We start from the raw sequence: 23,441 nt of genomic DNA on the forward strand, positions 1-23,441 counted from the left end.
GCAGTAGCCTCGATCGTTCATGAGGGCCCGTCAGCTTGCTGAGGGACCCTTTGTGGTTGGACGTGGTGGAGTTTTCACAGTGCGGTCAGGCTGATGGCCCGGCTCTCGCATCGGGTGGGCGCCGGGTTCCACTGCCTGGTGTGTTGATGCGAGTTGTCGGGATGGGTGAAGTGGCTGGTCAGCCGGGGTTCGGCAGGGCATGGAGCCGGTCGATTGCGTGGGTGATGACGTCGGTCCAGGGCCATCGGGCGGGCAGGCGGAGCCAGTGGCGGCGGCCGGTGTTCACGAACCGAGCGGCGGCAGAGAAGAGCCGCAGGCGAAGCCGTTTGGGTTCCCAGCGGCGGGTGGTGCCGGTCAGGGCGAGCATCGGCATCCAGGCGAGGAGGTCGAGTGCGAGGGAGACGATCTCCAGCCAGATCCGGTTCTGCGCGGTGTCGTGTAGGGGCAGATTCCGCAGTCCGGTGTCGCGGGCGTTTCGGATGCGGTCCTCGCAGCGGGCCCGGCGGCGGTGGCGCAGTTCGAGATCGGCGAGCTGGCCGCCTTGGGTGTTGGTGGCGAGGCAGGTCAGCCGTAGTCCGTCGAGGTCGGTGAACCGCAACTGGGCGCCGGGATTCGGGCGTTCTTTGCGGACGATCAGCCGCATCCCCTTGGGCCAGGAGGAGAGGTCGGGCAGGTCGGTGATCTCTGCGACCCAGGCGCCCGGTCGCTCGGTGCCGCCGGCGTCGTAGGCCGGTGCCCATGCCTTCTTCGGTATCTTCAGCACGGCCTGGTGGATGGCATCGGTGATGGTCATTCCGACGGAATACGACAGCCACCGGCTTGGCCTGGAGAGCCAGTCGAGGAAGGCATGAGTGCCGCCGGCGGAGTCGGTGCGGATCAGTGTCTGGTGTCCCCGCCGCAGGCGTTTGGGTAGTTGGGCCAGGGCGAGTTGGGCGGTTTCGGTGTGGTCGGCAGCGGTGTTGGAGCCCGCGTTGCCCGGCCGCAGCAGCGCGGCCACCGGTTCCCCGGACCCGGTCCGGCCGTGGTCGACGAACGCGACAAGCGGGTGATGGCCGAAGGTCTTCTTCCAGGTCGCGGTGGCGTCCTGCTTCTCGGAATGCGCGAGGACCAGCACCCCGTCGATGTCCACGGTCACCAGGCCGTCGGCGGCCGGACTGTCCGCCCCGGCCAACTCCCAGACGCGCGTACGTACTTCGGAACGTGCGCCCCGGATCGCCGCGAGTGCCTTCGGGCCGGACGTGGCGGGGCGTCGACGAGCCGGGAGACCGTGGGGTCGGAGGCCACCGGGCCGAACACGTCGGGCTCGGCCCGCAGCATGGCGACATCGGCCAGGCAGTCGCCGCCGAGTGCGACGGCCAGGCCACATCCAGCAGGATCTTACCCGGATCGTGCACCGTCCGCGGCTTGCGCCACGGCGCCAGCGCCGCCGATATTGCCGTGTCCAGGCCCGCCTTGCGACCGTTTCGACAAGCAGCACCGCCCCGGCCTGCGAGACCACCCCACGGCCGCTGCCCTCGACACCAACACGCGGATAGGACCCGCTACGCTTCTTCACCTGGGGTGTCGAGCACCACCAGGCTCGGGGCGGCTAATCGTCCCCGGCTCTCACGAACCTGCCAGCGCAGCAGGTCATGGATGACTTCGTCGGTGCCGTCGTCGCGCCATTTGTAGGAGAGTGCTTCTTTCCTTGCAGCTGACAGGACCCTCGACAAGTCCTATCGTTGCAGGTCAGTGGTACTCTCCATCTATTTGATCAAGAGTCGGGCGACCCCAGTCCCGCCGGCGTGTCAGTCGGTAAGGCGTCTGGGCTCCGGCGACCAGGACAGCGGCAACGGGATCTCCTCGTCGTGGTCGATCAGCAGCGGGAAGCGGTCGTGCCACCACCTGCCCTGCGTCGACGACCGCCTGGTCTGAGGGCCCTGCGGTTTGATCAGCCTTGTCGCCGCGAGATACCGGGCATCCCACCTCTCGATCACGGGCTGACACAGCGCCCGCAGCGTGAGAGTGAGCAGAGGCAGTGCCTCGACCAGCCAATCACGGCAGCTGAGACCGCTGTGGTACTCCCAGATCCATGTCGTATCGAAGCCTGCCTCAACGCCGACGACGAAATCCTGCCAGGACCTCATCTGACGGAAGAGAGTAGGGGAGCAACCGGACGAGCCTGCAAGCAGTCGTTGGGCACGATCGGCGGACGCATAGTCCTCGGCCCTGAGTAGAGAGACGTCCACACTGCGCAGCGTTGCAGACGCATCCCCCCGCGTCACGGCGTTTTGTCTTGTCCATCATCGGCCCACTCTGCACCCACGAGGTGCAGAGTAAGAAACGACGGCCGCCGGAAAGCAGCGGCGCATCGTGCCTGGTGAGCAGCAGACGTCAACCCCTCAGCTACAAACGCCCTGCACCCCTCGTGAAAGCCCGAGGGTAGAGCAAGAACGAGACAGGGGGCGGTCATGAGGCCCTGGCTCTTCTGGAGAAGTAGTACTTCACCGCGCCAGGCGGTGGCAGGTCGTGGGGCAGGTACTCCCATTGGCAGCCGGTCCGGGACTGGTACAGGAGCGCGTTGACGATCTCTCGCTTCTCGTAGTTGCCCTGGTGGCCGCTGACGGACGGATACTTCGCCTTCCATGCAGTGGTCACCGGCTCGATCAGCGCCCAGCGTCCGTCGGATAAATCGCTCTTGTAGGGCTTGCGGTCGCTCGCCCCGTCACTCCAGCACGGCCAAGCCCGTCGGCTGGCCGGGAGTCCCCGCAGCCACACGATCAGGCGATACCGAACCGGACATCAGGTCACGTACCACCCTCTACGTGCCCGAAAAACAGGATGTGCGTCAGGTGCCAGGGCGAGCACGCCACGCATCCTGGAGCGCCGGCTGCACGCCTTCCCCGAGAACGAGGTGTGTCGCCCTGCCCGGCAGGGTGGGCAGCTCAGCCCAGTGAGTCACCGTGTCATCGTCGGCACGACCATAGGGCAGACGGACACATCCGTCCGAGTCGACGAAGCAGTCCCAGTGTTCCGTTCCGTCCTCACTGAAGTGCCGAGTCGTGAAGTACATCGGCCTTACCAGCCAGAACGCCTCCCCCACCGCGTTCTCGGGCTCAGCGCTGTCAGCTGGGTACCGGCCCGTGATCGCCGCAGCCACCGGTACACCGTCCCGCGGCAGTCCTTCACGTGCGTCAATCCAGGTCGTCTGGGTGTTCAGATTCGCCATCCCTCTCCTCAGTCAAGCGTTCGGACGCCTGTTTTCTGCCCATGCGCCCGCACATCGGCAAGACCGTTGTACCGATCTCGGCATCCGGTAGGACTGCCCAGCGCTCGCGCAGGTTGAGTGAGCCGGGACGAACCCGGACCGAACACTCCCGACTGCCTGCCCTCCCTCCCGGATCGCCGCGGGTGGTAGCCGAAACCGCGCTTGCAGGTCGCCGCTGCCTGCTCCTTCCCGGAGCGGGAGGTGACCCAGGCGGTGGCTGTGGCCGAGCGCAGGCGCGCGAGTGCAGCCGAATGATGCCGGCCAGCAGGCGCCAGGCGGTCGGAGCGGAGGCAGGGGACGCAATGGCCATCGGCCGACACGACGAGCTGGGGACGCGACCGGCTGGGGTGCACGCAGAAAGTGCCTTCCTGCCGCGATGACAGAGACCTTCGACAAGCCGCAGTGCGTACCGGGGGACGGAGATACCCGTGCCACCACAGGGAGTTGAGGGACCGTACAACCGACCCCCGGAACGCAACCTGAACCCGCCCCTGAAGCGGCCCGAACTCAGACAGTCCCAGGTATCACAAGCCCCGACTCGTACGCCACGATCACCAGCTGTGCCCGGTCCCGCGCCCCCAACTTGCCCATGATCCGGCTGACATGGGTCTTGGCGGTCAGCCGGCTGAGTCCCAACGCGTCGGCGATCTCTTGGTTGTTGAGACCGCGCCCGACCAGCGCGAGCACCTGCCGTTCCCGTTCGGACAGCCCGCCCGGCCCGCCCACCGCGGATGTCGTCGCGGTGTTCGGCGCGCGCAGAAAGCGGGCGATCAGCCGCGAGGTGGGACCGGGCGAGAGGAGGGACTCCCCCGCCGCCACCGTCCGGACGGCGTCGAGGAGTTCGGCCGGCCCGATGTCCTTCACGAGGAAGCCGGACGCCCCGGCCCGCAGCGCCTCGACGATGTTCTCGTCGGTCTCGTACGTCGTCAGGACGAGCACCTTCACCCCCGTGAGATCCTCGTCGGCGGCGATGAGCCCGGTCGCCTCGATCCCGTCGAGGTCGGGCATGCGGATGTCCATCACGATGAGATCCGCCCGCGCCGACCGGGCCAGCGCCACGGCCTGCCGCCCGGTGCCCGCCTCGGCGACGACCTCCATGTCCCCGGCCGACGAAACGAGCATCGCGAAGGAGGCCCGTACGAGGTTCTGGTCGTCGGCCAGCAGTACGCGGATGGTCATCGGACCTCGTCCTGCCGGGACAGCGGCAGTGTGGCGGTGACCTCGAAGCCCCCAGCGGGCCCGGGGCCGGCGTCCAGTGTCCCGCCCACACTGCGGGCCCGCTCCCGCATTCCGATGAGCCCGAACCCCGGCCTGCCGCCGGACGGTTCCACTCCGCCGCCCGGGCCGTCGTCCCCGCCCGTCCCGTCGTCCCTGACACTCACCCGCAGTGCGCCGTCAGCGGTCCACAGACCCACTCGCACGGTGAGGTCCTCGCGGCCGCCGTGACGTGCGGCGTTGGTGAGCGCCTCCTGCACGATGCGGTACGTGGCGGCGCCCACGGAGGGCGGGATGCCGTCCGCGCGGACGGACAGTTCGACCTTGGCCCCGGCCACCCGGCCGGTCTCCGCGAGACCGGCCAGTCCGTCGATCCCTGGCAGCGGCCCCCGCATGTCCACGGCCCCGGAAACAGAACCGGACACGGAACCGGGCCCCGGATCCGCGCCCACTCCCCCGAGCGTGTCATCCGCCCGCAGCACCTCCAGCGTCGTACGCAGTTCCCCCCGGGCGGTCCGGCAGGTCCCCGCGATGTCGTCCAGTGCCTGGGCGACGGCCATGCGGTCCAGGCGCTCGGGGTCGGCGGTCAGGACGTGGGCCGCCACGGACGTCTGCACGCCGATGAGCGTGATGCTGTGGGCGAGCAGATCGTGCAGGTCACGGGCGATCCGCAGCCGTTCCTCTGCGACGCGGCGCCTGGCCTCCTCCTCCCGGGTGTGTTCGGCACGTTCGGCCCGCTCGACAATGGAGGCCACGTACAAGCGGTAGTAGCGGACGGCGATACCGACGAACAGGACCGCGATGATCCAGCCGGAGATCTCCAGGGACTCCAGCGCCCCCTCCGAGTTGGTGAGGCCGTTGCTGATCAGTGTCGGGCCGAGGACGGCGACACCGGTGAGCAGCGTGCGGCGTACGGCGCCGGTCGCCGCCACGGTGTAGAGCGCCAGGACGACCGCGGGGACGGGCAGGGCGGGGTTGTAGTCGAGGGCGTAGTACGGAGCCATGCACGCCACCACCCCGAGCAGGGCCACCAACGGACTGCGCCGCCGCCCTACGAGGGGCACGTGCCCGGCGAGCAGCAGCATCCAGCTGAGATGGTCGGGCCGGGTCCCTTCGCCGCCCATCAAGGTGATGGCTACGGCGAGCACGGCGACGCCCAGCGCGAGGACCGCGTCGTTGCGGGTGCGGTGCGGTGCGGTCAGCGGTTCGCGGTTGATGGCGGACATGATGCGCTCGACGCGACGGGACCGCCCGTCGCCACCGTCCGCCGTCTCCGCCGCCGACCGGTCGCGTACCCCTGTGGTCGTTCCCCGTTCTTCCACGGCTCCCTCTTCCGGTAGTCGTGCGGGGGCCTGGGCGCCCCTCCTGAAGGAGGGGCGCCCAGGCGGGCCCGCCGGATCAAGGCGCACGGTCAGCGTGCTCGGTCAGAGCGTTGAATCGAGGCCTTCGGTCTGCGTGCTCAGGGTGAACTGACGGTTTCCGGCTGCCGGGGCGGCTCGGTCGGTCCGTTCACCCCGGCCGGTTCGGCCGGACCGGGCTCCCGTGAGAGCACGCCCGGCCACCACACCTTCCGGCCCAGGGCGACGCTGGCGCTGGTCACCAGATACGTCCGTACGAGGAAGGTGTCGAGCAGGACGCCGACGGCGATCACGAAGCCGAGCTGAACCAGCTGCACCAGGCCCATGTTCGTCAGCACGGCGAAGGTCGCGGCGAGGACGAGTCCGGCGCAGGCGATGACGCCGCCGGTGGTGCGCAGTGCGGTGAGTGCCGCCGTGGCCGGTTCCGCTCCCGCCAGGGACTCCTCCCTCATCCGGTGCATGAGGAAGATGCCGTAGTCGACGCCGAGGGCGACCAGGAACACGAAGGACAGCAGTCCGAGCCCCGGATCGGTGCCCCCCAGGCCGAGGAGCGGTTCGAAGACCAGTCCGCCGATCCCCAGGGAGGCGCCCCACACCGCGACGACCGCGACCACCAGGAGCAGCGGTGCGACCAGACTCCGCAGCAGCCCGACCAGGATGAGCATCACGAAGACGAGGACGAGCGGTACGACGATCTTCGTGTCCCGGGCGTTGGTGACCTCCAGGTCGATCTGCTGGGCGCTGTCCCCGCCGACGTAGGAGCCCTTCAGCTCGTTCCGCAGGGACTTGATGGTGGCGGTCTCCCCCGCCGACTGGGGTGCGCTCTTCGCGAAGACGGAGATCTCGGTCCAGCCGTCTCCCGTACGCCCCTTCTCCGCACTGCCCACGCCCGGGGTGCCGCGGACGGTCGCGAGGGTCTCCTCGGCACGCCCCTGCGGGGTGATCACGTCGATGGGCTGGCTGCCACTGTCGGGAAAGGACCTGGCGAGAGTCTCCATCGCGACGACGGACTCCGGCTTCTTGACGAAGGAGTCCTCCTGCTTGAGCGATCCCGGCAAGTTGAACGAGCCCAGCGCGAGGGCGCCGAGCAGTACGGCACCGCTCGCCAGGACGGTCAGCGGCCTGCGTCCGGCAGAGCTGCCCATCGCCGAGAACAGGCTCCGCCGCTGCTTGGGCGTGCTCCCGAAGGCGGGCACGAGCGGCCAGAACACCCGCCGTCCGACCAGTACGAGGACGGCGGGGAGCAGGGTGATCATCGCGATCAGCGCGCACAGCACACCGACGGCGCCGAGCGGGCCCATGCCCCGGCTGCTGTTGAGGTCGGCGGCGAGCAGGCACAGCAGTCCGGCGGCGACGGTGCCGGAGGAGGCGAGCACGGCGGGCCCGCAGCCACGCAGGGCGGCGACCATGGCCTCGTACGGCCGTTCGATGCGCCGCAGCTCCTCCCGGTAGCGCGAGACGAGCAGCAGCGCGTAGTCCGTGCCCGCCCCGAACACAAGGATCGTCATCACACCCGAGCTCTGCCCCGTGACGGTCGTGCCGAAGGCCTGGTTGAGGCCGTAGGCCACACCCATCGACATGTAGTCGGCGATCCCGGCGACGACCAGGGGCACGAGCCACAGCACGGGGCTGCGGTAGATCAGGATCAGCAGGAGGGCGACGACGGCGACAGTGGTGTAGAGCAGCGGTCCGCCGAGCGAGTCGTAGACCGCGCCGGAGTCGGTGCCCAGCGCGCCGGTACCGCCCACATCGACGCTCAACCCACCTTCGCCCCGGGCGACTTCGCGCACGTCGGTGACGAGCTTGTCCTGCTTCTTCTCGTCCGCCCCGGGCTCGTTGCTGGCGACCGGGTACATCAGGGTCGTGCCGTCCCTGGACTCAATCCCCTTGGGAGCACCGCCGATCAGCTCGTGCTGCCCGGCGATCTCCGCGACCTGCCCGGCCGCCGTCTTCCGGTCGGCGGCGCTGAGCCCGCCGTCCCGGTGGTAGACGAGCACCATCTCCGTGGTCTCGCCCCCGGGCAACTTCTCCTCGATCTTCGCCGCCTGCGTCGAGTCCGCGCTCGCCGGCAGGTAGTCGGTGACCTTGTCGTGCTGCACGTCGGCCAGCTTCGCCGCGAACGGCCCGACGAGCGCGATCACCGCAATCCACAGCCCGAGCACCGCCCATGGAACGGCTCGCCCGCGCCCCGTCCTCGTCCTCGTCCTGGTTGTCTCTGCGGCCCTCATCGACCGAACTCCCTCCGGATGACGTCTGCTTCGGTCCCCAGACTTCCGGTGAGAACCACGGCTTTCGTCGGGCGGGAGGGCGAGGTGACGCGTACTGCCGGGGGCGACAGCGGGTGCGGATTACTCCCCGGGGTGTAGGCCGTGTCTCCCAACTCCGGCTGGGTGAAGGGCTTCGTCAGCTCCTGGGCTCATGACGTGGCACTCATGAGCACCCCGCACTGCTGCTTCCTGTGATCGGAAGACGTTGAGGGCGACGCCGTCCGGCGTCGCCCTCCTTGATGTGCCTGCTGCATGAATCACGCCTTGCCCACTGCCCGTTCCCCTCCCAGGCAGTCAGTTCTGAGCGCGCGCAGACACCGTCTCTTCCCTTCACCCTTGCAGGAGTGCCTCGTGCCCGTATCGCTTTCCCCTGCCCTCGAACGGTTCCTCGACCTGCTGCGCTGCCCGACGTGCCGTACACACCGGCTGCACCCCGACCGCGGTGCGTTGCGCTGCCCGGTGGGTCACGCCTTCGACGTCGCCCGTCACGGCTACGCCGCCCTGCTGACCGGCACCCGTGCCACCAGCGGTGATGACGCAGCCATGACCCAGACCAGGGACCGTTTTCTGTCCACTGGTATGTACACGCCTATCCGTGAAGTCGTGGCCCGGCCGGCCGCGGACTCTGTCGGCAACCGACTCTTCGTAAGGAGGCCCGGGGCCGGCTGCCCGGCCGGTTTCAGACAGGCCCTTGTCAGTATCCTGACAGGATTCGCATATCGTTCGGCCACAGTGGCCGCCATGACGAACCCCTCTCATCGCAGCCGGCCGGTCACCGGCCGCTCCGCGCGGACAGCCCTGTTCAACGCCATCGGCGCAACGGGCCTTGTCGTCCTCACCGCGTGCGGTGGCGGCGGCTCGGGCAGCGGGAGTGACAGAAGCACTGCCGGCGACAGCGATGTCGCCTCGATCGCGAGCCCGAGCAAGGCAGTTGGGACAACGACGCGGACAACGGACCCCGACGCCGGCCGCCCCGTCATACGGCTGGACAGCTCCACTGAGGAGACCAACCGGATGTGGGACAGCTGGAACGCCTGCCTGAGGGCGAAGGGCGGGCCGCTGAAGGGTGCGCCGACCACCCCGGCCGAGAAGGCCGGAGCGAAGGCCTGCGCGTCGAAGCAGCCGATTACGCCGCCGGAGCTGGACCCGGCCAAGAATCCGGACTACTCCGACGACCTGCGGGTCTGGGTGAAGTGCCTGAACGCCCACGGCGTCAAGGTCACCATGGTCGGCGACTCCGACTACTCCTTCGACTCGAGCCAGCCGAATCCTCCGCACTTCGAGGAGATCGAGACCGCCTGCCAGGTGAAAGCCTTCCAGAAGTAGGCGCATACGCAAGGGCGTTGGGCCCCTCAACGGCCCAACGCCCTTCGCTCATGCCGTTCATGCCGCTCATGTCGTTCATGCCGACGCGAGGGCCTCGGTGGGGGTGAGGCGGGCGGCTCTGATGGACGGGTAGACACCGGCGATCATGCCGACGAGTACGGCACCGCCGAACCCTTCCGCCACCGAGGTGAGCGGGACGACCGGCGGCCAGTGCTGGTAGGTGGCGTAGCCGACGGTGGCCAGGACGCCGAGGACCGTACCGGCCACGCCGCCGAGCGCGGACAGTACGACGGACTCGGTGAGGAACTGGCCGCGGATCTGGCCCCGGTTGGCGCCCAGCGCGCGGCGTAGGCCGATCTCACGGCGGCGTTCGAGGACCGAGATGACCATGGTGTTGGCCACTCCGATACCGCCGACCAGCAACGCGACTCCGGCGAGTCCCAGGAAGAGGGCGGAGAAGGTGGTCTGGGTGGCGCGCTTCGCGGCCAGTGCATCGGACGGGCGGCTGATCTGGACCATGCCGGGCAGTTCCGGGTAGACCGTTGCGGGCAGCACGCCCCGGACCGCCTCCATGGCGGATTCCCTGGCCTTGATGTAGATCACCGTCGGATGTCCGTCGAACTTCAGCTGGGTGCGGGCGGCGTCCCATCCGACGAGTACCGAGCGGTCGATGTCAGGGGAGAGCGGGGTCCGGGCGAGGATGCCGATGACCGTGAACCAGCGGTCGTTGATGTAGATCTGCGGAGCCGGCCCCCGGTCGTTCAGCTTCGCGAAGCCGAGCCGGGTGGCGGCGACCGAACCGAGCACCGCGGTGGGGAACCTCTCGGTGGCGGCGTTGAGGAAGCGGCCCGACCGCACCTCGGCGTTGATGGCCGGGAGCAGGTCGACATCGCTGGCCAGGATAGTGAGTCCGGCGTAGTCGCTGGGGTCGACACGGTCCGAACGGTGCACGGTGGCATGGGTGTTGGCGACGGCACTGGCCATGGTGACCGGACCGATACGGCGGACCATGTCCACCGATTCCGGCGGGAGTAGCACCGGTGAGTTCGGATTGGGGACCGGCTGCGCCTGGAGCATGTTGGTGCCCATCGCCGAGAGCTCGTTCAGCAGCGCCTTCTGGCTGGAGGCCGGGATCCCGGTGACGACGATCATGGTGGCGATGCCGATCGAGATGCCAAGGGCCGACAGCGCGGCCCGCATCTTCCGGGTACGGATGCCGAGCAGACCCAGCCCCAGAAGATCCAGCGGGGCCAGCCGTACCGGCCTGCTGTTCCCCTCGGTGACGCTGCTGTTCCCCTCGGTGACGGTGGTGTTCATGACCCCTCATACGTGTCGGCGACGAGACGCCCGTCGAGGATCTCCACCCGGCGGGGCAGCCGTTCGGCGATGTCCCGGTCGTGGGTGATGATCGCGATGGTGGTGCCCTCGCCGTTCAGCTCGGTCAGCAGTTCGAGGACGGCCCGCCCGTTGGCGGTGTCCAGCGCGCCGGTCGGCTCGTCGGCGAGCACCAGCGCGGGGTTGTTGACCAGCGCCCGGGCGATGGCGACACGCTGGCGTTCACCGCCGGAGAGCTGGTGCGAGAGGTGTCCGGCCCGGTGGCCCAGGCCGACCCGGGCCAGTGCCGCCAGCGCCAGCGGACGGCGCCGGCCGCGCGGCACACCCGCGTAGAGCAGACCGGTGGCGACGTTCTCGGCCGCGGTCAGCCCCTCGGTGAGATGGAACTGCTGGAAGACGAAACCGAGCCAGCGGCCACGCAGCGCGGACAACCGCCGGTCGGAGAGCGAGGAAACGTCCCGGCCGCCGATCTCCACGGTGCCGCTCGTCGGCCGGTCCAGGGTGCCCATGATGTTCAGCAGAGTGGACTTGCCGGACCCGGAAGGTCCGACGATGGCCAGCAGTTCACCGGTCCCGATGGCCAGCGAGACATCGTCCAGCGCATGGACCCCGCCGGGATACGCCATGCTCGCGTGGCGGACGGTGAGTACCGGAGGTATGCGGTCACTCATGAGGCGGTTGCCACCTTGGTGCCCGCGGTGATGCCGGTGCCGCTCACTTCCACCAGTCCCTTGGCGAACATCCCCGTCTCGACGGCCAGCAGACGCCCGCCGGGGAGCTGGAGCGCGTAACCGCCGCCGCTCAGCGCGAGCAGCGCGCCGACCGGCACGGCCAGCACACCCCTCTTGGTCTGCCCGGTGAACTGCACTTTTACGGGTGCGGAATTGAGGCGGCGAAGCGCCGCCGTGCTGTCCAGCGAGAGGGTCACCACCAGCTGCGGTGTGCCGCCGGAGTCACCGCCTGCCTGGTCGGCGGCCTGGGCATCCGTGCTGATGGCCGAGACTGCGCCCTGGGCCGCGGAGTTGTCGGGCAGCGTCACGGTCGCCGTGTCGCCCTGCTGGATCGAGTCGACGTCGGTCGCGTCCACCGGCACCGACACCGACTTGGCGGTACCGGTGACCGCCATCAGCGTTCCGGTGGCCGGGTCGCCGGGCTGCGCCTGTACCGCACCGACCCGTACCTCGCCCGGCAGCACCGCCACGTCGCCGGCGCCCAGGACCCCGGTGGAGGGCATACCCACCTGGGTCTGCCACCTCCCGACCGCCGCGATCAGGGAGGCGGTGAGCACCCCCTCGCCCGGCTTGACCCGGACGTAGGACGGCGACGGCGACGGCGACGGGGAGGAGGACGGCGAGGCGCTCGCCGCGCCGGTCGGCTCCGGCCGCTGCGCGACCCAGCTGCCCGACGCCGGCTGGGCGCCGATGTCGTAGCCGAGCGCCCTGAGGTTGTCCGCGACCACCTTGACGTCCCTGCCCATCAGACCCCTGGTGTCCAGGGGGCGGAACAGCGGTGTGGTCCCGTAGAACACCGGCACCGGACGATCGTCCAGCCGGTACAGGGATTTACCCCTGGACACCTTGGCCCCCACCGCCGGCAGCTGGGTGACCAGGCCGTCCTTGCCGCCCTTCACCGATAGGGTCCTGCCGTAGCCCAGGGTTCCGTTCAGCGAAAGGGTGCTGGACAGGTCGGTCCTGACCACCGCGACGGTGCTCACCGGGGGCGCACCGCTCGCCGCGGCGCCCGACGGCTTCCCGCCACTCCTCACCCCGGTCAGGCTGACCCCCACCACGCCTGCCGTGAGCAGTGCGGCCACCGCGATGACGACCCGTTTCCGCGCTTTCCCCGGCGCCGCGCTGCCGGGCGGCTCGTCGGCCTGAGCGTGCTCACTTCTTCGCACTGAACGCCTCCAGCAGGCAACTGCTCTCGATTTCATCCGAATTGGCCGGCTGGTTGGTGGAGGCGTAGTTCCAGCCCGCGTTGTCGGGCAGCCCGACAACTTTGAGCCCCCTGTAGTTCATGCACCTGATCCATTCGCGGAAGTCATCCACGTAATGCGGGTTCTTCTTCGGGTCCGTCTCCACAGGCTGAAGTGGCTGCTTCAAGGCGCAGACCTTCGCCGATGCGGGAAAGTCCGAAGCGGTCACGCCCGGGAAGATCCATTCGGCGCCCGCCGAGCCTTTCGTGTACGTCTTCACTCCGTGGTCCTGAAGGCAGGACACCCAGGCGTTGTTGAGCTTCCGGTGTTCCTCCTCGCTGCCGTCCAGGCGCAGTTGGGGGCGGCCGGAGCCGGGGTCGGCGCTCGGCCCGGCCGATCCCGCGCTCGCGGCCGGGCTGGACATCGAGGCCACGTCGGTGTCACCGGCCTTGCCCGCACCGGAGGATCCGCCACCGCACGCGGTGAGCGCGGACATCGCCACCACCCCGAGGGCGGCCAACACGACGGATCGGGACCTGGTGCTGTAACCGCATTGGTTCGCCAGGTTGCGCAGCCCTCGGCCGCGCTGTGTCCGCAATCGTCGGACGGGCTGATTGCAGCCCGCCCGACGAACGAGGACAAGGCACAAGGGCCGTCCAGCGGCGATGGAGAACGAACCGGCTACCGGACAGACCCGGGACACGTCCGCGGTCACAGCACCAAGGCCCGGCCGGTCATTGCTGTTCGGCATGGCGGCCACCATGGCCGAGCGATATGAGGATCTTGTCAGGCTGCCATCAAAAACCTGTCTGAATCGCAGCGCTCCGCTCTATGGTCGGCAGCATGTGCGCACATGTCCTGGTGGCCGAGGACGACGTCAGACAGGCCACGGTGATCCGGCGCTATCTGGAACGCGAGGGCCACACCGCCCTTGTGGTGCACGACGGACGTGCCGCGATCGACGAGGCCCGCCGCCGAGCGCCCGATCTGCTCGTCCTCGACGTGATGATGCCGGTGGTCGACGGCCTGGACGTCTGCCGCATTCTGCGGGGGGAGTCGTCCGGCCTCCCGGTGCTGATGCTGACCGCCCGCGCCACCGAGGAGGACCTGCTGCTCGGCCTCGACCTCGGCGCCGACGACTACATGACCAAGCCCTACAGCCCCCGTGAGCTGATGGCCCGTATCCGCACCCTGCTGAGGCGCAGTCGGCGTACCGGCGGCGGCGCCCCCGTCCCGGACGACGGCCGGCCGACCGACCCGGTCCTGCGGGCCGGCGCCCTCTCGGTGGATCCGGTCCGGCACACCGTACACCTCGGCGGGCGGCAGGTGGAATGCACCCCCGGGGAGTTCGAGGTCCTGGCGGTCATGGCCGCCGAGCCCGAACGGGTCTTCACCCGGCGGCAGTTGCTGACCCGGACCCGCGGGTCCGACCGCTTCATCACCGAGCGCTCCATCGACGTGCACATCCTGAACCTGCGCAAGAAGCTCGAAGCCGACCCGAAGCAGCCAGTCCTCCTGCTGACCGTCTTCGGGGTCGGCTACAAGATGGCTGACGGCCCCGAGGGCCACCGTGCGCAGTGAGCCCGCGGTGCACGCCGAGACCCCCGAGGCCAAGGTCCCGCTGCGCAGGAGTCTGCTGGTCAGGCTGCTGGCGTCCTCGCTTCTCGTCGCCCTCTGCGCGATCACCGCCACCGCCTGGCTTGCGGTGCGGACCACCACCAGCGCGATCCGCCAGGAACAGGGACAAGTCCTCTCCGACGACACGGACATCTACAAGACGCTCACCGACTACGCCGCCGTCCACCCGAGTTGGGACGGCGTCGCACCGACGATCCGCCACCTCGGCGACCGGACCGACCGGCGTATCACCCTCACCGCCCAGGACCACGGCCGCCGGACGATCGCGGACTCCGCGCCCGGCGCATCGCCGCTGCCGGACCAGGCGTTCGCGGTCATCGACCCGCTGCAGGTCGACCCCGCACTGTTCCCCGACGCCGGCGCCGACCGTATCGACCCCCGAGCCCTCGGCCCGTTCCGGATTTCCGCCGCACAGCGCCAGGATCTCCTCAGGAGCGCGAACACGCTCAGGGACTGTATCCGCAAGTTCGGCTTCCCCGCCAAGGTCTCCGTCTCGCTCAGCGGTCACCCCAGCGTCGAGACCAACTACGACGGCAAGAAGGCCTACGCCCTGTTCAAGTGCGAATCCAAGCTCCAGCTCGCACTCGCGACACCGGGCGAGCTGAAGGCTCTCGACAGCCTCAACAAGCTGATCAGGACCTGCCTGGCACATCAGGGCCTGCCTGCCGTGGTGCTCGATCTCACGTTCTCCCACAAGCCGGGCGACGCCGACACCCCGGCCACGCAGAACTGTGTCAACTCCAGCCGCCGGGAACAGCTCGCCGCCTACGTCGCCCCGGCGGCACAGCTGTTCGTCAGTGCACCGGCCGGATCGGCGGTACCGGGCTTCGACCTGTCGCAGGCCAACACCATCCGCATCGTCGGGGTCGTCGCCCTCGTCCTCGTGCTCACCATGACCGTGACCGTGGTGATAGGCGTCCGCCTGGTCAGACCGCTGCGCGCGCTCACCAGCGCCGTACGGAACCCGGGCCGCCCGCAGCTCCGTGTCCCGGTGACCACCGGCGACGAGATCGGCCGCCTCACCGCCGCCTTCAACGACCTCTCCGAGCACCGGGAACGCACCGAAGCGCAGCGCAAGGCCATGGTCAGCGACATCGCCCACGAACTGCGGACACCGCTCAGCACCATCCGCAGCTGGCTGGAAGCCACCCAGGACGGTGTGCTCACCCCGGACGACGACGTGACCTCGGTGCTGCTGGAGGAGACCCTGCTGCTCCAGCACATCATCGACGACCTCCGGGACCTGGCGGCGGCCGAGGCCGGCACGCTCCAGCTGCACCGTGAGCTTCTGGACGCGGGCGACCTCCTGCACCATGTCGCCACCGCCCACGGTGGCCAGGCCCAGAGCGCGCGCATCACCCTGGACGTCCGCACCGACGGTGACACCGAGCTGTACGCGGACCCCATGCGGCTGCGCCAGGCCGTCGGCAACCTGGTGTCCAACGCCGTACGCCACACTCCCCCCGGCGGCAGTGTCACCGTGCGGTCCCACCGGACCGGGAACACCGTCCTGATCCAGGTCCGCGACACCGGTTCCGGCATCGGCCCGGAGGACCTGCCTCATGTCTTCGACCGGTTCTGGCGCGCCGAGAAGTCCCGCAACCGGCACACCGGCGGCAGCGGCCTCGGCCTCTCCATCGCCCGCCGGTTCACCGAGGCTCACGGGGGCAGCCTCAGCGTCACCAGCTCCCCCGGAACCGAGACGGTCTTCACTCTCCAACTGCCCGTCTGACCACGGCGGTTCAGGGCATCAGTACGGTGCGTACGCCCGGTACCTCGGGCTCGGTCCACGCGATCCCGTCGTCGGACAGGGGCATCGGCATCCTCCCGATCACCTACCCTGACACCTGGTCCGATGCCGACACCGTCATCGAGTCCGCTGACGTCTTCGCCAGGCGGCGATCTGCGCGCTGCGGCGGGAAGTCCAGCGGATCAGCTCGTGCGGAACGCCGGCGACTTCCGTTACTGGGCTGCGGCCCGGCGTGGACGGTGCGCGGCTCGGAGGCCAGTGCCATCGCCTCGCACGCCTCAGCCATGACGACTTCGTTGTAGAGCGCGGACGCGGTGACGGCCGACCCCGACAGGGCCGTGGAGTGAACCGCACCCCCGACACCGTCCTTCGGGCGCAGGCCCTTGAGGGAAAGAAGGAGGTGATCGTGAAGCAGCGGCATGCCGGAGCGGGTCTCGTAGTGGCGGAAGCGGGCGGCGACCAGGTCGTGCGCGGGGCGAATGCGGTGGATGCCCTGCGTGCCGTAGCGGATGACGGCGCTATCGACCTCGATCCACGCGAGGACGATGGCGATGGCCCGCTCGTGGGCGGCCTCGATCGCCTTCCGTGTCTCCTCATCCCCGAGAGCCCACATAAGTTGCAGCAGAGGTAGCCCGGGAGCTGTTCGCCGCCCGGGATGACGGCGCGGGCGAGCAACAGCAGACGGTGGTCCTCGCCCGCGACGCGGCGTCAGCCCTCGTCAGTCCCCTTGTGGTGCTCGGGGAACCTCAGGTGCGTCTGGATGTGGTCGCCGATGCGCAGGGTGCCGACGGGTTTGGTGAAGGAGACCGCCCGGCGGAGCGGCGAAGTGCCGGCCTTCTTGGAGGCGACGCCGACCGGCCCGGCGAGGTCGCCGCGATCCCCGGGGACTTCTTGCGGGACCCGGGCGCCGATGAACACCGGCTTGCTGGTCGGCCAGGTCGGGTGTGCGGCGTCCCAGGCAAGGCGTTCGGGGTCCACGCCGGTGAGCACCCATTGGCCGCCCGCCGCAACCCGTCGCTGTCACACGGGATTCAAATCTTGACAGGCTCTTGACACTGAATCGGTGGAGGATCAGCATTCAGAAACCTCCCCGTCTTCGACTCGGTAGCCCCACGTCAGGACGGATGTTTACGTAAACATCCGGCAATCGAACAATGGAGTTCGTGTGAATCGCCTCCACTCCCGCACCCGCCTGCGCGCCTTCCTGATCGCAGCACTCCTCGCGCCACTGCTGACGGTTTCCCACGGTGCATCCGCCGCCACCAACTCCTTCCGCGGGGTCAACTGGGCGGACAGCCGCGACAATTACGTGGACGGCTGGGTGATCCCGACCGGCCTCACGGCCGGGGACAGCTACGACAGCGTCCGCTCCAAGGCCGACGGCATCATCAGCGGCTTCCAGCAGCAGCTCGGCGCGAACACCGTGCGGCTGCCGATCAACCCGCAGAGCGTCAACTCGGACTGGTGGGCGCGGTACAAGGGCGCCGCCGACTCGGCCCTGTCCCACGGCATGAAGGTCATCTTCGGCTACTGGGAAGCGAACAAGGACGGCAAAGTCGATGACATGAACGCGTGGAACACCATGTGGGACAAGGTCATCAGCGACTACGGCAGCAACGGCAACGTCTACTTCGAACCGATGAACGAGCCGTTCGGTTACAGCCTGAACGACTGGGTGTCGCTCTGCTCGTCGTGGCTGTCCCGGCATTCGAGCACCCCCCGCGGGCGGGTCCTCATCAGCGGCACCGGTTACAACGACAACGTCACGGGCGTCGGAGCGGCCAGCGCCCTGAACGGCACGCTGCTGTCGCTGCACTTCTACGGATACTGGGCCTCGGACACGACCCGCTCGGCGTGGACCACCAACCTGAGCAACCGGCTCGGCTCGTACTCGTCCCGCACCATCATCGACGAGGCCGGTGCCCCGATGACGACCGGGCTGAACTACTACGGCGGGAACCAGGACGGCAACACCTTCACCGCGTACTTCGCCGCCACCACGGACCTGACGAGGTCCCGTCAGATGGGCGTCGTCTACTGGCCCGGCCTGCGCTCTGGCGACACCTATTCGATCACCCGGCAGGACGGCAGCGGACTGGCGGTGAACAACTCCTCGGGCGTGGCACAACTGCGTTGGGGCTGGGGCCTGTAACCGGAGGGACGGCCGAGGGGGCTTTCCGCCGCATCTTGACGTTCTTCGTCACGACCGTGCGCCCCGGCGGATGCCCACACTCGGCAGCCGTCGGGGCCGCAACTTCCAGCCGGGGCGCCCTGAGCCGCTGGCCGGTCGCCGGTGGCCGACGGACGCGGTGCACGGTCGACGCCGACCGTCTGCCGGGTACCCACGCCCGTCCGGTGAACCGCGTCAGTCGCGCGAACCGACCGCGTGGCTCTTCGGGTACCGGTACTCACGCGACGGCAGGCTCGGCACGGCATCACCGCACGCGAAGCCCCACGCCGTGGCTCAGCGCTGCTCGTCGTCCGCTCTGGCCGGGTGGTTGCCGGGACCGCGGCCGTACCCGGTCAGGGGGGTCGGGGAGAGATCGGTGGGTTCCTCACCGGCCTCCAGCAGCGTGTTCGCGGCGCCCACGATGAGTGGGTCGGGCTTGCCCACGGCCGCGTGATCCTTGGTCGGATAGTCGCAGCGGTCCAGGAGGCTGCGCATCGCTTCCAGCCGGCCGCGGCGTTTGTCGTTGTTCTTCACCACGGTCCACGGGGCGTGTGGAGTGTCCGTCGCCCGGAACATGTCGACCTTGGCCGCGGTGTACTCGTCCCACAGGTCGAGCGAGGCGAGGTCCGTCGGGGAGAGCTTCCAGCGGCGTACGGGGTCGACCGTGCGGATCGCGAAACGGGTCCGCTGCTCGGCCTGGGACACCGAGAACCAGAACTTCACCAACAGGATGCCGTCCCGGGTCAGCATCTCCTCGAACAGCGGGGCCTGCTCCAGGAAGGTGCGGTACTCCGCCTCGGTGCAAAAGCCCATCACCCGCTCGACGCCGGCCCGGTTGTACCAGGACCGGTCGAAGAAGACGATCTCGCCGCGGGACGGCAGATGCGAGACATAGCGCTGGAAGTACCACTGACCCGCTTCCCTCTCGGTCGGCTTCTCCAGCGCCACGACGCGGGCGCCTCGCGGGTTGAGCCGCTCGGTGAACCGTTGGATCGTGCCACCTTTGCCGGCCGCGTCACGGCCCTCGCAGAGCACGACCACCCGCTGGCCGGTCTCCTTCACCCAGCGCTGCATCTTCAGCAGTTCGACCTGCAGAACGCGCTTGGTCCTCTCGTACTCGGACCTCTTCACCTTCCGGTCGTACGGGTAGTTCTCCTGCCACGTGTCCACCGGACTTCCGTCCGCGTCCAGGAGGATCGGTTTCTCCGGCCGGCGTTCGTCCACACGGAGGCCGTCGAGCAGGTCCGCCTCGACCCGGGCCCCCTCGTCCTCGTCCGGCCGGGTCTTGTCGTCGTGCTCCGACATCACCAATCTCCTGATCATCCTCATGTGCCGACGCCGGTGACCGTTGCGACGGCCGGCACCCCTCAGAACGGAAGGCGGCCTCGCGCCCGGCGGCCGGCGGAGCCGCTGCGGCCGACCGCACGGGAGCTGGAGCTGAAGGGTTTGCTGAGCAGCCGCCCCAGGACGCCGGGCGCCTTGGACCCGGCCCGCGAGCCGGCCCCGAGACCACGCTGGGCACCGTTCTGCGGACGCCGGGAAAAGCGCGGCAGGAGGAAGGCCAGCACGGCCAGGAGGACACATGCGGCGATGACAACGGCGATGACCATCAAGGGCTCCGGGGTCGGTGGGAATCTTCGCTCTTCTCCGCTTCTGCTGGACCGCGTGCCCCATCCACCCACAATCACGCCGCACCCGTTCTTCCCGGTCGGTTCACCCACCTCCGGGGCGGTCTCAGCGCGTGCTGTCGTCTCCGTGGCTGCGCACGATCTCCTTGACCTTGGCCACGGCGAAGCCCCAGCCCTGCTCAACGGTCGGCTTGGCCGGCACCGCGATCTCGTCCGGGTTGGTGAGCACGTCGAGCAGCACAGGACCGGGGGTGCCGAAGGCACGGCGTACGGCCTTCTCCAGGTCGGCCGGGTCGGTCACCCGGATTCCGGGGATGCCCATGGCTGTGGCCACGGCGGCGAAGTCAGGGTTGTCCAGGACGGTGCCGAACTCCGGCAGTCCGGCCTGTTCCTGTTCGAGTTTGACCATGCCCAGGCGGCGGTTGTCGAAGACGACGAGCTTCACGGGGAGCTGGTGCGTCTTCAGTGTCATGAGGTCGCCGAGGAGCATGCTCAGCCCGCCGTCCCCGCAGAAGGCCACGACCTGCCGCTCGCGGTCCAGGCACTGGGCGCCGAGCGCCTGCGGCATCGCGTTGGCCATCGAGCCGAGGTTGTAGGAGCCGATGAGCCGCCGCTCGCCCCGCATCTCGACGAACCGCGAGAGCCACACCGTAGCCATGCCCGTGTCAGAGGTGAAGACGGCGTCGTCGTCGGCGAGCCGGTCCACCACGGCCGCCAGCGCCTCCGGCCGGATGTCGTGGGTGCGGTTGTCGAGCGAGGAACGCACACGGCCGAGCAGGCCCCTGTCGTGTGCCGGGTCGGCCAGCCGTGCCTGGCCCTCGCGCCACTGCTCGAAGTGCTCGCGTGCCTTCTCCAGGTGCGAGCGGTCCCGCGCACCGTCCGTCCCGGCGGGCGCGGCGGCGAGGTGGGTGAGGAGGTCGCGGACGGTCACGCCGGTGTCGCCGACGAGACCGACGTCGACCGGCACGCGCCGCCCGATGTGGGCGGGCTCGGTGTCCACCTGGATGACGGTCTTCCCCTCCGGATACCAGTCCCGGTAGGGGAAGTCGGTCCCCAGGAGCAGCAGGGTGTCCGCGTCCTGCAGGGCCGACGCGGCGGCCGGGTTGCCGATCAGTCCGGTCTGGCCGACCTGGAACGGATTGGTGTCGCCCTCGAAGCCCTCCTTGGCCTTGAGCGTGAGCACCATGGGTGCGGCCAGCCGGTCGGCGAGGGCCAGCACGTCCTCGCGTGCGGCGCGTGCGCCCCGTCCGACGAGCAGCGTGATCCGCTCGGAGCGGTCCAGGAGGTCGGCGGCGCGCCGTACGGCGGATTCCTCGGGCCGGCTGAGCGGGGCGTTCAGGGAGAACCGGGCCGGGCGGTCCGAGGTCAGTTCGCGCTCGCCCAGGTCGCCGGGCACGGTCAGGACGGCGACGCCCTTGCGGCCGAGGGCGTGGCGTACCGCTGTCTCGAGCATCTGCGGCAGTTGGTCGGGAGAGGTGATGGTCGCGCGGAAGACGGCGACGTCGCTGAAGAGCGCGTCGTTGTCGACTTCCTGGAAGTAGTCGGTACCGAGTTCGGCAAGCGGTACCTGCCCTGCGATCGCCAGGACGGGGGTGTGGCTCTTGGCCGCGTCGTACAGTCCGTTGAGAAGGTGGACGGAACCGGGTCCGACCGTGCCCATGCAGACACCGAGGGTGCCCGAGAGCTGCGACTGGGCGCTCGCGGCGAACGCCGCCGCCTCCTCGTGCCGGCAACCCACCCACTCCAGGTTCTCGGTGGTGCGAATGGCGTCCGTCAGGGGGTTCAGCGCGTCTCCCACGACGCCGAACACCTGGTGCACGCCGAGTTCGCTCAGTGCGTCCACGATGACGCGGGCAACAGTGCGGGCCACGTGAGTCCTCCGGTTTTTCAGACGGTGAATCGGTCGGGATCGGCGGCGTTCCAGTCGGCCGCCCAGGCGGCAGGCGGCTCGGCGAGCAGCTGCCCCGGTTCGAGCCACTCGTACAACTCCTCGTAGGAGCGCTCGGTGTAGGGATCGATGCGCCTGCGCAGCATGTGCGGGCGCAGGTCGGCGGGATCGGTGACGCCCATGGACGCCATGAGCTGCAGGGCGCTGGCCACGGTCGCTTCCTGGAAGCGCTGGACGCGCGGCGTCTTGTCACGGACGTCGAGGGCGCGGGCGCGTCGGGGGTCCTGGGTCGTCACCCCGGTGGGGCAGGTGTTGGTGTGGCAGCGCTGGGCCTGGATGCAGCCGACGGCGAACATCATCGCCCGCGCCGCGTTGCCGTAGTCGGCGCCCTGCACCAGGCGTTTCACCAGATCGGTGCCCGTGGCGATCTTTCCGCTCGCTCCGACCCTGATCCGGTCGCGCAGACCCGCGCCGACGAGGGCATTGTGCACGGTGAGCAGGCCCTCGGTCAGCGGGGTTCCCACGTGGTCGGCGAACTCCAGAGGAGCGGCTCCGGTGCCGCCTTCGCCTCCGTCCACGATGATGAAATCGGGGGTCGTACCTTCCGCCAGCATGGCCTTGCACACGGCGAGGAACTGCCGGCGCGAGCCCACGCACAGTTTGAATCCGGTCGGCTTGCCACCGGAGAGCTCACGCATCCGGGCGATGAAGCGGACAAGTTCGCGCGGGGTGGAGAACACCTTGTGGTACGGCGGCGAGATCACCGTCCGCCCCTCGGGCACGTCCCGCACCTTCGCGATCTCGGCGTTGACCTTCGCCCCCGGCAGGACTCCGCCGATGCCCGGCTTGGCGCCCTGCGAGAGCTTCAGCGACACACACTTGACGTGATCGTGGGCGGCCTTGTCGGCGAACTCGGCGGGGTCGAAGTCGCCGTCCGGGGTACGGCAGCCGAAGTAGCCGGTGCCGATCTCCCAGACCAGGTCCCCACCCGGCTTCAGGTGGTACTCCGACAGGCCACCCTCCCCCGTGTCGTGGGCGAAACCCCCGGCCGCCGCGCCACCGTTGAGGGCGAGGATCGCGTTGGACGACAGCGAGCCGAAGCTCATCGCCGACACGTTCAGCAAGGCCATGTCGTAGGGGCGGGCGCAGTCGGGTCCGCCGATCCGCACCCTCGGAGGCGTCTTGGGCACCGGGCACGGCGCCATCGACGGCACCAGGAACTCGTAGCCGGGCAGATAGACATCCCGCTCGGTGCCGTACGGCTGCTCGGCGTCGGTGCCTTTCGCCCGCTCGTAGACGATGGTGCGGACATCCCGGTCGAAGGGTCGCCCGTCGAAGTTCCGCTCGATGAAGTACTGCTGCAGCTCCGGACGGATCCGCTCCAGAAGGAAGCGGGCGTGGCCCAGGACGGGATAGTTGCGCAGCACCGAGTGCCGGCGCTGCAACAGGTCCGCCACTCCCAGCAGACCCAGCAGGGTGAGCGGTACGGCGGCCGCCCACCACCAGGGTGAGAGACCTACTGCGGCAACAACCGCCACCGTGCCGGCGGCCAGAGCGAGGACGACGATCGCAATGCGTTTCACTTCTCGCTCATTGCCCTGCGTCGGATGTCCAGTCCTGCCCTTTCGTCAAGAAACCTGCAAGACAGGACCTCCTGGTTTCTCTTCGTCCCCTCTGCTCGTCGCGCGATCCGCTACGAACGCG

General features: G+C 69.2%; 19 protein-coding genes and 3 pseudogenes. 5 read left to right on the forward strand and 17 right to left on the reverse strand.

What is annotated here, in order from left to right; all coding sequences use genetic code 11:
* Positions 1 to 178: 178 nt before the first annotated feature.
* The 7 genes and pseudogenes from ACFYRX_RS16615 to ACFYRX_RS16645 form a co-directional block, all read right to left on the reverse strand.
* Positions 179 to 1,555 (reverse strand): annotated as a pseudogene (locus ACFYRX_RS16615) (IS1380 family transposase).
* Positions 1,556 to 1,787: 232 nt separating this feature from the next.
* Positions 1,788 to 2,126 (reverse strand): hypothetical protein, encoded by a 339-nt coding sequence (locus ACFYRX_RS16620; protein ID WP_389100123.1) that lies wholly within the window; start codon positions 2,124 to 2,126, stop codon positions 1,788 to 1,790.
* Between the two features lie 343 nt (positions 2,127 to 2,469).
* Positions 2,470 to 2,751 (reverse strand): annotated as a pseudogene (locus ACFYRX_RS16625) (transposase); the annotation flags it as partial.
* A gap of 76 nt (positions 2,752 to 2,827) precedes the next feature.
* The gene (locus ACFYRX_RS16630) at positions 2,828 to 3,208 is read right to left on the reverse strand and encodes an AQJ64_40280 family protein (RefSeq protein WP_389100125.1); all 381 of its coding nucleotides are present in this window, start codon (positions 3,206 to 3,208) and stop codon (positions 2,828 to 2,830) included.
* Positions 3,209 to 3,754: 546 nt separating this feature from the next.
* Positions 3,755 to 4,426, reverse strand: a complete 672-nt coding sequence (locus tag ACFYRX_RS16635; protein ID WP_389100127.1) for a response regulator — start codon at positions 4,424 to 4,426, stop codon at positions 3,755 to 3,757.
* On the reverse strand, positions 4,423 to 5,784 hold the full coding sequence (locus ACFYRX_RS16640; protein WP_389100129.1) for a sensor histidine kinase: 1,362 nt from the start codon (positions 5,782 to 5,784) through the stop codon (positions 4,423 to 4,425). The genes ACFYRX_RS16635 and ACFYRX_RS16640 overlap by 4 nt, the downstream gene beginning before the upstream one ends.
* A 137-nt stretch (positions 5,785 to 5,921) precedes the next feature.
* Positions 5,922 to 8,048 (reverse strand): MMPL family transporter, encoded by a 2,127-nt coding sequence (locus ACFYRX_RS16645; RefSeq protein WP_389100131.1) that lies wholly within the window; start codon positions 8,046 to 8,048, stop codon positions 5,922 to 5,924.
* Between the two features lie 390 nt (positions 8,049 to 8,438).
* On the opposite strand from ACFYRX_RS16645, the pseudogene ACFYRX_RS16650 reads away from it, so the two are divergent.
* Positions 8,439 to 8,768: pseudogene (locus tag ACFYRX_RS16650) on the forward strand (putative RNA methyltransferase); the annotation flags it as partial.
* Between the two features lie 60 nt (positions 8,769 to 8,828).
* Positions 8,829 to 9,413, forward strand: a complete 585-nt coding sequence (locus ACFYRX_RS16655; RefSeq protein ID WP_389100874.1) for a hypothetical protein — start codon at positions 8,829 to 8,831, stop codon at positions 9,411 to 9,413.
* A 75-nt stretch (positions 9,414 to 9,488) separates the two neighbouring features.
* Here ACFYRX_RS16655 and ACFYRX_RS16660 read toward each other — a convergent pair whose 3' ends face one another.
* The 4 genes from ACFYRX_RS16660 to ACFYRX_RS16675 are packed head-to-tail and all read right to left on the reverse strand — an operon-like array spanning position 9,489 to position 13,414.
* Positions 9,489 to 10,730, reverse strand: coding sequence for an ABC transporter permease (locus ACFYRX_RS16660; RefSeq protein WP_389100133.1), 1,242 nt, complete (start codon positions 10,728 to 10,730; stop codon positions 9,489 to 9,491).
* Positions 10,727 to 11,419, reverse strand: a complete 693-nt coding sequence (locus ACFYRX_RS16665; protein WP_389100135.1) for an ABC transporter ATP-binding protein — start codon at positions 11,417 to 11,419, stop codon at positions 10,727 to 10,729. Before ACFYRX_RS16665 ends, ACFYRX_RS16660 begins: the two co-directional genes overlap by 4 nt.
* Positions 11,416 to 12,645, reverse strand: coding sequence for a hypothetical protein (locus tag ACFYRX_RS16670; protein ID WP_389100137.1), 1,230 nt, complete (start codon positions 12,643 to 12,645; stop codon positions 11,416 to 11,418). The genes ACFYRX_RS16665 and ACFYRX_RS16670 overlap by 4 nt, the downstream gene beginning before the upstream one ends.
* On the reverse strand, positions 12,632 to 13,414 hold the full coding sequence (locus ACFYRX_RS16675; RefSeq protein WP_389100139.1) for a hypothetical protein: 783 nt from the start codon (positions 13,412 to 13,414) through the stop codon (positions 12,632 to 12,634). The genes ACFYRX_RS16670 and ACFYRX_RS16675 overlap by 14 nt, the downstream gene beginning before the upstream one ends.
* Positions 13,415 to 13,506: 92 nt before the next feature.
* Here ACFYRX_RS16675 and ACFYRX_RS16680 point away from each other — a divergent pair, with 92 nt between their 5' ends.
* Positions 13,507 to 14,244: a response regulator transcription factor gene (locus tag ACFYRX_RS16680; RefSeq protein ID WP_389100141.1), complete on the forward strand. Its 738-nt coding sequence runs from the start codon at positions 13,507 to 13,509 to the stop codon at positions 14,242 to 14,244.
* The gene (locus ACFYRX_RS16685) at positions 14,234 to 16,033 is read left to right on the forward strand and encodes a sensor histidine kinase (RefSeq protein ID WP_389100143.1); all 1,800 of its coding nucleotides are present in this window, start codon (positions 14,234 to 14,236) and stop codon (positions 16,031 to 16,033) included. The genes ACFYRX_RS16680 and ACFYRX_RS16685 overlap by 11 nt, the downstream gene beginning before the upstream one ends.
* 103 nt (positions 16,034 to 16,136) lie before the next feature.
* Here ACFYRX_RS16685 and ACFYRX_RS16690 read toward each other — a convergent pair whose 3' ends face one another.
* Both ACFYRX_RS16690 and ACFYRX_RS16695 read right to left on the reverse strand, forming a co-directional pair.
* Positions 16,137 to 16,664: a relaxase domain-containing protein gene (locus tag ACFYRX_RS16690; protein ID WP_389100145.1), complete on the reverse strand. Its 528-nt coding sequence runs from the start codon at positions 16,662 to 16,664 to the stop codon at positions 16,137 to 16,139.
* A gap of 95 nt (positions 16,665 to 16,759) precedes the next feature.
* Positions 16,760 to 17,029 carry a hypothetical protein gene (locus tag ACFYRX_RS16695; RefSeq protein ID WP_389100147.1) on the reverse strand — a complete coding sequence of 90 codons (270 nt, stop codon included), beginning with the start codon at positions 17,027 to 17,029 and terminating at the stop codon, positions 16,760 to 16,762.
* A gap of 187 nt (positions 17,030 to 17,216) precedes the next feature.
* Between ACFYRX_RS16695 and ACFYRX_RS16700 the strand changes: the two genes are divergently transcribed.
* Complete coding sequence (locus tag ACFYRX_RS16700; RefSeq protein ID WP_389100149.1) at positions 17,217 to 18,203, forward strand: cellulase family glycosylhydrolase; 987 nt, start codon at positions 17,217 to 17,219, stop codon at positions 18,201 to 18,203.
* Between the two features lie 312 nt (positions 18,204 to 18,515).
* Here the strand turns inward: ACFYRX_RS16700 and ppk2 are convergent, their stop codons facing one another.
* The 4 genes from ppk2 to ACFYRX_RS16720 form a co-directional block, all read right to left on the reverse strand.
* Positions 18,516 to 19,526, reverse strand: a complete 1,011-nt coding sequence (gene ppk2 / locus ACFYRX_RS16705) for a polyphosphate kinase 2 (protein ID WP_389100151.1) — start codon at positions 19,524 to 19,526, stop codon at positions 18,516 to 18,518.
* A 62-nt stretch (positions 19,527 to 19,588) separates the two neighbouring features.
* Positions 19,589 to 19,831, reverse strand: coding sequence for a DUF6411 family protein (locus ACFYRX_RS16710; RefSeq protein ID WP_389100153.1), 243 nt, complete (start codon positions 19,829 to 19,831; stop codon positions 19,589 to 19,591).
* A gap of 124 nt (positions 19,832 to 19,955) precedes the next feature.
* Positions 19,956 to 21,719 carry a thiamine pyrophosphate-dependent enzyme gene (locus ACFYRX_RS16715; protein ID WP_389100154.1) on the reverse strand — a complete coding sequence of 588 codons (1,764 nt, stop codon included), beginning with the start codon at positions 21,717 to 21,719 and terminating at the stop codon, positions 19,956 to 19,958.
* 17 nt (positions 21,720 to 21,736) lie between these two features.
* Positions 21,737 to 23,320, reverse strand: coding sequence for an FMN-binding glutamate synthase family protein (locus ACFYRX_RS16720; RefSeq protein WP_389100156.1), 1,584 nt, complete (start codon positions 23,318 to 23,320; stop codon positions 21,737 to 21,739).
* Positions 23,321 to 23,441: the final 121 nt, after the last annotated feature.

This window comes from Streptomyces sp. NPDC005374 (genome assembly GCF_042872225.1).
Classification (GTDB): Bacteria; Actinomycetota; Actinomycetes; order Streptomycetales; family Streptomycetaceae; genus Streptomyces.